11 protein-coding genes are annotated in these 11,203 nt (G+C 58.6%); 7 read left to right on the forward strand and 4 right to left on the reverse strand.

The annotated features are described in order from the left end of the window. Positions 1-20: 20 nt before the first annotated feature. The 4 genes from VK682_RS23230 to VK682_RS23245 form a co-directional block, all read right to left on the reverse strand. Entirely contained in the window at positions 21-785 is a 765-nt protein-coding gene (locus VK682_RS23230) for a MauE/DoxX family redox-associated membrane protein (RefSeq protein ID WP_230797761.1), read from the reverse strand. Positions 786-807: 22 nt separating this feature from the next. Next, the gene (locus VK682_RS23235; protein WP_045685131.1) at positions 808-1,677 is read right to left on the reverse strand and encodes a DUF305 domain-containing protein; all 870 of its coding nucleotides are present in this window, start codon (positions 1,675-1,677) and stop codon (positions 808-810) included. 107 nt (positions 1,678-1,784) lie between these two features. Then, the gene (gene cueR / locus VK682_RS23240; RefSeq protein WP_037929540.1) at positions 1,785-2,204 is read right to left on the reverse strand and encodes a Cu(I)-responsive transcriptional regulator; all 420 of its coding nucleotides are present in this window, start codon (positions 2,202-2,204) and stop codon (positions 1,785-1,787) included. A 19-nt stretch (positions 2,205-2,223) separates the two neighbouring features. Then, positions 2,224-4,731 (reverse strand): heavy metal translocating P-type ATPase, encoded by a 2,508-nt coding sequence (locus VK682_RS23245; RefSeq protein WP_045685139.1) that lies wholly within the window; start codon positions 4,729-4,731, stop codon positions 2,224-2,226. Positions 4,732-4,869: 138 nt separating this feature from the next. On the opposite strand from VK682_RS23245, the gene VK682_RS23250 reads away from it, so the two are divergent. The 7 genes from VK682_RS23250 to VK682_RS23280 all read left to right on the forward strand — a co-directional run bounded on the left by VK682_RS23250 (position 4,870) and on the right by VK682_RS23280 (position 11,180). Then, complete coding sequence (locus tag VK682_RS23250; protein ID WP_045685143.1) at positions 4,870-5,079, forward strand: heavy-metal-associated domain-containing protein; 210 nt, start codon at positions 4,870-4,872, stop codon at positions 5,077-5,079. Positions 5,080-5,407: 328 nt separating this feature from the next. Then, complete coding sequence (locus VK682_RS23255) at positions 5,408-5,674, forward strand: hypothetical protein (RefSeq protein WP_237273213.1); 267 nt, start codon at positions 5,408-5,410, stop codon at positions 5,672-5,674. A 294-nt stretch (positions 5,675-5,968) separates the two neighbouring features. Beyond that, a complete protein-coding gene (locus VK682_RS23260; protein ID WP_230797760.1) occupies positions 5,969-7,432 on the forward strand; it encodes a TolC family protein in 1,464 nt (487 codons plus the stop codon). A gap of 11 nt (positions 7,433-7,443) precedes the next feature. Next, positions 7,444-8,802 (forward strand): multicopper oxidase family protein, encoded by a 1,359-nt coding sequence (locus VK682_RS23265; RefSeq protein ID WP_230797759.1) that lies wholly within the window; start codon positions 7,444-7,446, stop codon positions 8,800-8,802. Between the two features lie 46 nt (positions 8,803-8,848). Then, positions 8,849-9,565: a copper-binding protein gene (locus tag VK682_RS23270; protein WP_045685165.1), complete on the forward strand. Its 717-nt coding sequence runs from the start codon at positions 8,849-8,851 to the stop codon at positions 9,563-9,565. A gap of 107 nt (positions 9,566-9,672) precedes the next feature. After that, complete coding sequence (locus VK682_RS23275) at positions 9,673-10,206, forward strand: cupredoxin domain-containing protein (protein WP_008282871.1); 534 nt, start codon at positions 9,673-9,675, stop codon at positions 10,204-10,206. A gap of 8 nt (positions 10,207-10,214) precedes the next feature. Beyond that, on the forward strand, positions 10,215-11,180 hold the full coding sequence (locus VK682_RS23280; RefSeq protein WP_324782611.1) for an ABC transporter ATP-binding protein: 966 nt from the start codon (positions 10,215-10,217) through the stop codon (positions 11,178-11,180). Positions 11,181-11,203 lie beyond the last annotated feature (23 nt).

Here is an 11,203-nt window from a genome sequence, read left to right on the forward strand (position 1 = left end):
ATGAAAACGGCACCCGCCTTTCAGCCGATCAGATAGACCCTGATCGGCATCCAGATCCCCATGACCATCATCATCAGGTTCTCTGTGAGCGAGACAAAGCCGAGCGGTACGTTGCTGTCGCCGCCGACGCAGGCGCACTTCAATTCACGCTTGTCGATATAGACCGCCTTGAAAACCGATACTGCGCCAACAGTGCCGATGAACAAGGCCACCGGTGCCGAAAGCCAGGTCAGCGCCCCGGCGACCATGAGGATACCTGCGAAAGCCTCTCCAAACGGATAGATATTGCCATAACGCACCCACCGACGCGCCAGCAGGTCGTAGTTCAGGAACATGGTCGAGAAGCTCTCGACATCCTGAAGTTTTTGTACCGCCAGAAAGCACATCGAGATCGAAATGAACCATTCCAGCCCGCGCAGGGTGAAAATGTTCTCGAAGCTGTACCACGACAAACCGAGCGCCATCAGGAACGCGACGGCAAAGATCGTGATCACCGGCTGGTAGGACGTGTCCGAGCGTTCGTCTTCCGGCGCATCGATGCCGAAATGGACCCGAAGGTCGTCATATCCGCCGATCCGCTCGTCCCCGATCCAGGTTTGCGGGGTGGTTTCGACGCCGTGCTCTTCCATGAACGCGTCGGTTTCCTCACGCGTGGTCAAAGGGTGATCCTCGACTTCGAAACCCTTGCGCTCCAGCAGGTCCTTGGATTTGAGCCCATAGGGACAGAGGTGGTCGGGCATCACCATCCGGTAAAGCTTGGCTGTCTGGGTTGTGTCTCTTGGCATGTCATATCCTCCGTTTCAGGGTTCAGGCGTCGCAGCCATAATAGCCGCGATAGCCTGCCCGCAGGCCGGCATCGAGTTCGAGCACGAGGTTGGCGTCCTGCACTTCACCACTGTTTTCCAGCGCCGCAGCCCCGTCCGGCGCACTGAGGCTTACGGACATTCCTTCGGTGCTCAGGGTGCCGGTTGCGTCGGTTGAACCAAGACGCACCAGGTCGCCGCTGATCTTTGCCAGCGCCGCCGGGGCACCGTCGATCTGTCCTGTGGCAAGCACAGGTTTGCTGGTCGTCGTATACTTGAAGGTGCAGATGGCCCCATCCGGGAAAAGCTGCGCGATCTCATCGCCAGTCAGGAATTCCAGATCAAGGATGGCGATTTCGGCGGATGAGAGTGCCTCGTTCAGATCGACGATGCGGGCTGAACCATCCAGACCCTCATCAGCCGCGTCACCATTCGTGTCGATGTCATTCACCAGATACCGCATTTCGGCGATTTCTTTGTCTTGGGCAAAGATGATCTCGTCAGCCAGTTTGCGCACCCGAGGGTCAGAAATGTTGGCGCGGCTCGATGTCATGATCGCGATCGAATGGTGCGGGATCATTGCCTTCATGTAGCTGGTATCGCCCACGGTCACCTGGCTCCGGACCAGCCAGAGGGATCCGGCAAACACCACGGCGCCGCCAATAAAGATGGCAGCGTTGATCGCCTTGCTGGAGTACATCGACAGCATGAAGCCCAGCATGATGATCGCCATTATGGCCCCCATCAGCACGGCCATATAGGCGCGTGTTTCGGACCAGAAGATATGGCTCAGCAGATAGGTGTTGAGATACATCAGGATGAACATCACCACCGTGGATGTGGCGATCATCGCGAAAAAGCGTATGTATGTCATTGGAAACCTCCAGTCTCGAAAAATTGATGTCCTATAGAAGGAACAACATTGCTGCGCTGGAATGTTCCGTAGTTTTCGGGAAAGTTCGGCTTTTGCAGACGTCAGAGCTATCCGGACGCCTTGCTGATACTGCCCGCCTTTTGTTCCATCGCCAGATCGGCCAAGATGGGGCAATCGGGGCGGTGATCACCCGCGCATGCATCCACAAGATGCGACAGCGTCGCGCGCATTTCGGTTAGTTCAGCGATCTTGCTGTCAATCCGATCAAGATGCTCTTCGGCAATCTGCTTCACCTCGGCACTGGCGCGGTCAGTATCGGCATAAAGCTTCAGCAGGCTCCGGCAATCCTCGATGGTGAATCCAAGGGCCCGTGCCCGGGCGAGAAAGGCCAGCTTGTGCACGTCGCTTTGCCGAAAGCTGCGATAGCCATTTGAACTGCGCAGCGGTTCGACAAGACCGATGTCTTCGTAGTAGCGGATCGTTTTGGCGGGAAGGCCGGAAAGGTCGGCCACATCTCCGATGTTCATAATCGTTTCCTCCTTGAGTTCATTCAGCTGGAATCGGGGATGCCGAGGCTTCGGAGACGGGGCGCGCCGTTTCGTCCATCGCCGGGCGCACGCGGCGCAGCCGCAGCGCATTCGTCAGCACGAAGACAGAGCTGAGCGCCATCGCACCGGCAGCCAGAACCGGTGAAAGCAAAAGCCCCGACACCGGATAAAGCACGCCCGCCGCCACCGGGATCAGGGCGACGTTATATCCGAAAGCCCAGAACAGGTTCTGGCGGATGTTGCGCATGGTGCTTCGCGACACTTCGAGGGCGTTCACGACGCCACGCAGATCGCCGGACATCAGCACCACGTCGGCGGATTCGATGGCCACGTCGGTGCCGGTGCCGATGGCGATCCCAACGTCCGAATGGGCAAGCGCGGGTGCGTCGTTGATCCCGTCGCCAACGAACGCGATGCGTTGGCCCGCGCCGCGCAGATCGTCCAGCGCGGCCACCTTGCCGTCGGGCAGAACGCCGGCGATCACATGGTCGATGCCGATTTCGCGGGCGATAGCCTCTGCCGTTTCGCGCTTGTCACCGGTGATCATGGCAACCTTCAGTCCCTGTGCGTGCAAGGCGCGGATTGCAGCGGCGCTGGACGGCTTCACGGGATCGGCTACTGCAATGACGGCGGCGACACGACCGTCAATTGCAGCGAAAAGTGCGGTGCGGCCCTGTTCGGCCAGACGGCGCTCCTCATCGGCCAGATCGCCAATCTCCAGCCCCTCGCGGGTCATCAGGCGGTCGGCCCCGACAAGCACCTCGCGGCCCGCCACTTTTGCCCGCACGCCGTGGCCGGTGATGGATTCAAAATCCTTGGCGTCATGCCGCGCGACGCCCTCGACCTTTGCCGCGCGCACGATTGCCTCGGCGATCGGGTGTTCCGATTGCGCCTCGACAGCGGCGACAAGCGCCAGCACCTCGGTGCGGTCAAAGCTGTCCGCAAGCACGAGATCGGTCAGTTCCGGGCGGCCCTGGGTAACCGTTCCGGTCTTGTCCAGCGCCACCACATCCACGCTGGATAGCTGTTGCAACGCGTCGCCCTTGCGGAAGAGCACGCCCATCTCGGCGGCACGTCCCGTGCCGACCATGATCGACGTCGGCGTGGCGAGCCCCATCGCGCAGGGGCAGGCGATGATCAGCACAGATACACCGGCCACCAAAGCAAAGGACAGCGCGGGCGAAGGACCGACCAACAGCCAGACAATCACCGTCAAAAGCGCCAATGCCATGACAGCGGGCACGAACCAGAGCGTGATCCGGTCCACCAGCCCTTGAATCGGTAGCTTGGCGCCCTGCGCCTCTTCGACCATCCGGATGATCTGGGCCAGCGTCGTGTCGGCGCCCACACGCGTCGCGCGGAAGTGGAAGGCACCGCTGCCGTTGACGGTGCCGCCTGTGACGGGATCGCCCACGGATTTGGCGACCGGCACCGGTTCGCCGGTGATCATACTCTCATCCACACGGGCACTGCCTTCGGTCAGTTCACCATCCACTGCGATCCGCTCGCCAGGGCGCACGATCAGAATGTCGCCAGCGACGATTCGGTCGATGGCCACATCCTGCGGCTCCCCGTCAACCAGCACACGGGCCGTCTTTGCCTGAAGGCCCATCAGCTTCTGGATCGCAGCCCCGGTCCGGCCCTTGGCGCGGGCCTCCAGCCAGCGGCCCAGAAGGATCAACACCACGATGACCGCCGCCGCCTCGAAATAGACCGCGCGCGATCCCGCGGGCAGCAGCGTCGGTGCGAAAAGCGCCACAAGTGAATAGATGTAGGCCGCCGATGTGCCAACCGCGACAAGGCTGTTCATGTCCGGCGCGCCTTTCAACAGTGCCGGGAAACCGCGTGTGTAAAAAGTACGTCCTGGCCAGAGCAGGACTGCCGTGGTCAACACGAACTGGATCGTCCAGCTGGTCCAGTGGCCGATGGTGTTACCGATCAGACCGTGCATGCCGGGGATCAGATGTGCGCCCATCTCAAGTAGAAACACCGGCAGGGCGAGGGTCGCTGCCACGACAGTCCGTCGTGCCAGAACCCGCGCCTCTTCGTTCCTACGGGCTCCTGCGTCTTCCGATGAACTATCTTCGGCCTGAGTGGCGGGGTAACCTGCGTCGCTGGCCGCCCTGATGAGGTCGACAACCGCGACCGCGCCCTCCAGATAGGTGACCGTAGCGGTTTCCGAGGCCAGGTTGACGTTCACGTCCAGCACGCCCGGCAGCACTGCCAGTGCCTTGTCCACCCGACCGACGCACGAGGCACAGGACATGGATGAAATGTTCAGACGTACGCTCCCGGTACGGGCCGGATAGCCGATCTCCTGAAGGGTCGTGGCGATTTCGGCGATGCGCTCCGGTGCGTCGATCTGCGCCTGGGCGGTCTCGTTGGCGAGATTGACACGGATATCGCTGACCCCCGGCAGACGCGTGAGGCCACGTTCCACGCGGCCGACGCAGGAAGCGCAGGACATGTTTTGCAGGGAAAGCCGAAGGGTGCGCGGATCCGACATGAGAATCTCCTTGTTCTGATACTCCTGCAGATAGGGCCTCCAGTTACTGGAAGGTCAACAGGCATGTAGAATAAAATTCTGGCCATTGACCTTCCCGCGCCGGAACGCCTTACATGCATGTCGTCAAAGGAGATTGCGATGTTCAGATTCAGCGTACCGAACATGAGTTGCGGCCATTGTACCGCTTCCATCCAAAGGGCCATTATGGCGGCCGACCCAGATGCAACGGTTTCGTGCGATCTGACTGCACGTATCGTCGACGTCGACAGCACTCTGGATGAAACTGCATTGGCCGCAGCGATCAGCGATGCGGGCTACAGGTCTGAGAAGCTGGCAGAGGTTCAGTAGCCAAGATGCGTCAGCAACGCTCCGCTGGACGGAGATAGTGGCTCTCTCTATGTCGCTGATATGCAACACTCTCTGACAGCAGCGGCCAAAACTCGCCTGTTTCAAAAAAAGCGACAAACCTTCCTGCGCAGGACGGATTGACTGTACTGCATCGCTCTCCGATATTCGCGGCATGAGCTTTCGAGTTTTCATATCAAGCTGGACAAGGGCGTTTACGTGCATTGCGTTTGCGCTGGCATTGGTGTTTTCACCACCTTCTGCCGCTCACGCGGCATCCGGCATGCATGACGGACATCAAGCCAGGTCTGTTGGTGTCGTTGGTGCTGCCATGACTCATGACACCGGAAGCGATGCGCATCACGCGCATGAGAAGCTTGGGGTCGCAAGCGACATCGACATCGCAGCGTCCGACAAGGATGGCAAAGAGCAACAATCCCAAGAGTGTTGCAACGGCATCTGTATTTCTGTCGTCTTCATCGAAGACAGCAGGATCAGAGCAGAGCCGGTTGGTACAAGTGAATATGTCATTCTGGACGGTCAAACGTATTCGGTAGAAACAGCAGGGTTTCTTCGGCCCCCTCGATTCCTGATCTGAACCGGCGCCCAAATCGGGTGTGAGCCTTGCGCAGATTCTGCGTGAGATAACGTTCACCAATCAGGTTACTTTCATGAAAATTCATCTACTTGTGGGGGCTTCGGCCCTCGGGCTTGGCGCATGCGCCTATGAGCCCACCCCGTTGCCGTCCGTCGCGACCCAACAGGCCGTCGTCAACGCGGCAGTTTCGTCACCGATCAGCTATCAGGACCCCTTGGCGGGCTACACCTATCGCGGCCCTACAGGTCCCCGCGACTGGCGTTCCGTCAATCAAGAACAGACGGAGGGCAACTGATGCGGGTATCGAAATTTCCGCTGGTTTTCGGCTTTCCGCTAATCTTGGGTGCCTGTGCTACAGCAGTGCCGGGCATCTACACGGAACCAAAAGCTGGCTTCGCCAATATTTCCAGCCAGGTCACACCAGCCATCGGCAAACGGACAGCCTTCGCCGAAACCCAGGCCGAAAACGAGGCCTTGAAGAAGCAGGTGCACGCAATGGTGCACCGCAAGACCATTTCGGCGGACACCGCCGTTCAGGTTGCGCTTCTGAACAACAAGGGGTTGCAGGCGTCTTATGCGAATGTCGGCCTATCCGCCGCTGAGGCCTGGCAGCAATCGACCCCGGAAAACCCGATCGTTTCGATTGGTGTATTGGGCATCGGTGCGCCCGAACTGGGTGCCTACAGAGCGATCGAAGGACTGATACGGTCGAACGTACTCGATGCCACCACCCGTAAACAACGTGTGGCCATTGCTGACGCAAGCTTCCGGCAGGCACAGCTCAACGCGGTGAACGACACACTCGCGCTGGCCAATCAGACGCGGAAGGCATGGGTCGATGCCGTAGCCGCCTTCGAGGCCGTGAGCTATCTGCGCCGTGCGAAAGCGACCTCTGACGCCGGATCGGAATTGGCGATGAGGCTTGGCGAGACCGGCGCGCTCAACACAGCCGGGCAGGCCCGTGAACAGGCATTCAATGCCGAACTCGCCGGACAACTTGCCCAGGCACGCTTGAATGCTACCCGGTCCAAAGAGCAGCTGACCAGGCTCATGGGGCTGTGGGGCACCGAAGTCGACTATTATGTGCCCGATGCCCTTCCTGCGCTGCCGCGTTCCGTCGGCCGTGTGACTGACATCGAAGCGAAAGCATTGCGAAATCGGGTTGATCTGCGCGTTGCCAAACTTGGCCTGGAAGCACAGGCCAAGGCGTTTGGTCTGACTGATCAGACTCGCATTATCAGCGATCTCGAATTCATTGCCGGGTTCGAAGCGGAGCGGGAAATTGAGGACGGAGAAACGGAGACCGTGACCACCCCTCAGGTGGAGGTGGAGTTCGCAATCCCTATCTACGACACCGGGAAGGCACGGATGCGCAAGGCGGAATTGTCGTACCTGCAAGCAGCCAACGTGCTGGCAGAAAGAGCCGTCAACGTCCGGTCCGAAGCGCGTGGTGCTGAAGCCTCCTATCACGCCGCGTATAAGATCGCCCGCCACTATCGCGACGTTCTGGTGCCGCTACGCACGACCGTCGAAGAAGAGGGTCTGCTGTCCTATAACGGCATGATCACCAACACATTCGAACTGCTGACAGATGTGCGCGAAAAACTTGGCGCATCACTGGAAGCGGCAAACGCAAAACGCGAATTCTACATGGCACAGGCTGATCTGACCGCTGCGATCTATGGCGGCGGCGAAGGCGGTGGCGGTGCTGGTGGAGAAGGCGCGACACTTGCCGCCGGTGGCGGCGCAGGACACTGAAAGGAACTGACATGCTAAATAGACGTCAATTACTCGGAGCCGGCGCGGCAGGTGCAACGCTGGTATCTTCGAAAGCCTGGGGTCAAACCCTGAACATGGGCCTGCCCGAAGCTGCCCAAATGGATAGCGCAGCAACGGCGATCACGGCGCGTCCCAATTCCGGACCGGACTACAATCCGGTTGTGACACTGAACGGCTGGACATTGCCACACCGAATGAACAACGGGGTGAAAGAGTTCCACCTCGTTGCCGAACCGGTCGAGCGCGAGCTCGCCGATGGCATGATCGCGCATCTGTGGGGCTACAATGGTCAATCCACCGGGCCGACGATCGAAGCAGTCGAAGGCGACCGGGTGCGCATCTACGTCACCAATAAGCTGCCGGAAGGCACAACGGTGCACTGGCACGGGCTCATTCTTCCTTCAGGCATGGATGGGGTCTCCGGATTGAGCCATCCAAGCATCCCGCCGGGCAAAACCTTCGTCTACGAATTCGACTTGGTGAAGTCCGGAACGTTCATGTACCACCCCCACGGCGATGAAATGGCGCAGATGGCGATGGGGATGATGGGCATGTTCGTGGTTCATCCCAAGGATCCAACATTCATGCCGGTGGATCGCGATTTCCTGATCATGCTGAATGCTTTCGACATCGATCCGGGGACCTATGTGCCCCGCATCATGACGATGACGGATTTCAACCTTTGGACCTGGAACAGCCGGATCTTCCCCGACATCGATCCGCTGGTCGTGAACAAGGGCGACCGGGTGCGAGTACGGGTTGGGAACCTTACGATGACGAACCACCCGATCCATATGCACGGCTATGACTTCAAGGTCACCTGCACGGATGGCGGCTGGGTGCCGCCTGAAGCACAGTGGCCGGAGGTCAGCATCGACATTCCCGTAGGTGCGATGCGGGCCTACGAATTCGTCGCCGATCATCTGGGAGATTGGGCGATCCATTGCCACAAATCGCACCATACGATGAACGCCATGGGCCATGACGTGCCGACGTTCATCGGGGTGAACAAGAAGCCGCTGACCCAGAAGATCCGTCAATTCCAGCCGGAATACATGCCGATGGGCATGTCCGGCATGGGGGACATGGCAAAAATGGAAATGCCGCTACCCGACAATACCATCCCGATGATGACGGGTTGGGGCCCGTATGGACCCATCGAGATGGGCGGCATGTTTTCGGTCGTGAAGGTGCGGGACGGCATCGACGCGGACGATTACTCCGATCCCGGCTGGTACGAGAACCCTCCGGGCGAGATGGCCTACGAATGGACCGGCGAATTACCCGAATTTGCCTCCAACAACAGCCCCAAGACCATTCTCACACCGAAACCAACCTCGAAGGGCTGAGCGGCCCTTCGTCATCTCCAACCGAACCAACCTACAGGACAATAAAATGAGAAATCTTCTTTTGACGACAAGCTTCGCGATCGCGCTATCAGCACCGGCCTTTGCTGCAGGTACACACGACGGCGGACATGGGGAGACCAAGCCAGCCGCAATGATGGTCGGCATGCCGGGTGACGCCGCCAAGGTTGACCGCACAATCGACGTCACTTTGCTCGAAAACGATGAGGGCCAGATGCTGATCGAGAGTGAGCCGATGGATATCAAAGAGGGCGAAACCATCCGCTTCAACATCACCAACAAGGGCGAGCTGGAGCATGAATTCGTCCTCGACACGGTAGAGCGGAATGCCGAGCACAAGATCGAAATGGCCAAGATGGACATGGAACATGACGATCCGAACCGTATCCGTCTCGATGCGGGCGCTTCGGGCGAGGTTGTCTGGACTTTCGCAAATTCTGGCACATTCGAAGCGGCATGCTTGATCGCCGGCCACTACGAATCCGGCATGCACCGTGAGGTCGCAGTAGGTGACCAGATGGCTCAGGCTGACGTGGAATACACGAGCGGCACCATCAAGAAAATCGACGCCAAGGCCGGCAAGGTTACAATCATCCACGGGCCGTTGGTCACGCTCGACATGCCCGCCATGACCATGGTGTTTCGCGCGGACGAGACGATGATCGCGAACATGTCGGAAGGTCAGGACATCGAATTCGTCGCTGACCGGGTCAAGGGCAAACTCACTGTCACACAGATCAAGTGATGAAAATCCATGGGGCCAGGGCAAACGCCTTGGCCCCATCGCTTTGAGGCTTGGCCCGAGCAAGCAAGAAGATCCCAAAAAATCAAGCGCTACGGAGGTAGCCGAGCATGACGAATTTCCTGAGAACCTGCACCATCGCCCTTGCGCTCGTCCTTCCGGCTTTTTCAGTGGGCGCTTCCAGTGGCAAGGGCCAGCAGCCTCACGCGCGTGCATTCGAAGTGCCTGGCCATGATCCGATCGGGAAACCCGGTGATGGCTCCTCAATCGACACGACGATTGAATTGTCCATCAGGGAGACAGAAAGCGGCTACATGCTTTTCGAGCCGGACGCACTCCACATCGAGAGCGGTTCAGTTATCCGCTTTTTGATCAGCAATCTGGGCGGACTGGATCACGAGTTTTTTCTCGGCTCCTTTAACGAGGTTGCAGAACACCAGCAGTGGATGCGCGAACATCCCGATATGCAACATGACAACGCCAATTCAGTTTCGATCCCTAGTGGACAAAATGCCGAGTTGATCTGGGAGTTCTCCGATATGACCAACCTGGAGTTCGTATGCTTGATCCCCGGCCACCGGGAAGCGGGCATGTGGGGCGTCATCATCGTGCACGATCACCTTGCGCCGAAATCCAAGGGCTAGACTTTTCAATGTCACTCTTGGACAGGTATCACCTGCTTGTACACGACGTAGCTGCCGCCTTTGGGTACGACTACAACGATGCCACGCCAGACTGGGTGCATCCGTTCATTCATCTCATACTGGTCTTGGCCCCCGCGCTGCTGATCACCGTTGGCTCATATCTTGCTATTCGCGGCATTCTGAAGCTTTGGAAGTACCGCAGCACGCCGGCGTTACACACAGAGCCCATACGAGGGCTTGAAAAAAGTCTTTTCAAGACTGTCTTGCGCTACTCCAGAAGTCAGCAGGCATTGATGATATTGGTTAGCCTCATCGCAATGCCTATACTCTATCTGACTTTAGAACTGCCAAAACAGATCGTAAACAACGCTCTGGATTCAGGCCGTTTCCCGATTGCCATTTTGGGACAAGACCTCGATCAGGTCGTTTTCCTCATGCTGCTTTGCGGTCTTTACCTTCTGGCGATCATCCTGAACGGGCTAAACAAATATGGCCTTAATGTCTTCAAAGGGTATGTCGTTGAGCGTTTTCTGCGGCGCTTCCGCCTGCTGGTCTATCGGCACTGGCGCAGCGATCCAGACGCTCGAAACCAGAGCGAAATCATCCCTATTCTCGCACAGGAAGTTGAGCCCATAGGTGGCTTTGCTGCAGATGTCCTTGCGCTACCAATCCTGCAAGGCGGTACGCTTCTGACGATCCTGTCTTTCATGTTCGTTCAGGACCCTGTGTTGGGTGCCGCCGCACTGACGGTGCTGCCAATTCAACTCGTGCTGCTGCCCAAGCTACAACGCCGGGTCAACGCCCTTTCACGCACAAGGATCAGGGAAGTCCGACAACTTGGCAGGCAGCTCAGCGATCAGTTGCGCGAACGACAGGTCAATCCGGCCGGGCTGCTGCCAGTGAGTACAAGTTTTAGAGAGCTTGAGCGCGTGCGCAGGAAGATTTTCCGTCTGAAGTGTGAGTGCTGGACGTAATCTCCCCAAAAGCGCTGGATGAA

It is taken from the genome of Salipiger marinus, assembly GCF_035481585.1.
GTDB classification, from domain to species: domain Bacteria; phylum Pseudomonadota; class Alphaproteobacteria; order Rhodobacterales; family Rhodobacteraceae; genus Salipiger; species Salipiger marinus.

Excerpts from the sequence above, each read along its gene's own strand:
- VK682_RS23230 (WP_230797761.1), bottom strand. The coding sequence starts at position 785 with ATGCCAAGAGACACAACCCAGACAGCCAAGCTTTACCGGATGGTGATG.
- VK682_RS23235 (WP_045685131.1), bottom strand. The coding sequence starts at position 1,677 with ATGACATACATACGCTTTTTCGCGATGATCGCCACATCCACGGTGGTG.
- cueR (WP_037929540.1), bottom strand. The coding sequence starts at position 2,204 with ATGAACATCGGAGATGTGGCCGACCTTTCCGGCCTTCCCGCCAAAACG.
- VK682_RS23245 (WP_045685139.1), bottom strand. The coding sequence starts at position 4,731 with ATGTCGGATCCGCGCACCCTTCGGCTTTCCCTGCAAAACATGTCCTGC.
- VK682_RS23250 (WP_045685143.1), top strand. The coding sequence starts at position 4,870 with ATGTTCAGATTCAGCGTACCGAACATGAGTTGCGGCCATTGTACCGCT.
- VK682_RS23255 (WP_237273213.1), top strand. The coding sequence starts at position 5,408 with ATGACTCATGACACCGGAAGCGATGCGCATCACGCGCATGAGAAGCTT.
- VK682_RS23260 (WP_230797760.1), top strand. The coding sequence starts at position 5,969 with ATGCGGGTATCGAAATTTCCGCTGGTTTTCGGCTTTCCGCTAATCTTG.
- VK682_RS23265 (WP_230797759.1), top strand. The coding sequence starts at position 7,444 with ATGCTAAATAGACGTCAATTACTCGGAGCCGGCGCGGCAGGTGCAACG.
- VK682_RS23270 (WP_045685165.1), top strand. The coding sequence starts at position 8,849 with ATGAGAAATCTTCTTTTGACGACAAGCTTCGCGATCGCGCTATCAGCA.
- VK682_RS23275 (WP_008282871.1), top strand. The coding sequence starts at position 9,673 with ATGACGAATTTCCTGAGAACCTGCACCATCGCCCTTGCGCTCGTCCTT.
- VK682_RS23280 (WP_324782611.1), top strand. The coding sequence starts at position 10,215 with ATGTCACTCTTGGACAGGTATCACCTGCTTGTACACGACGTAGCTGCC.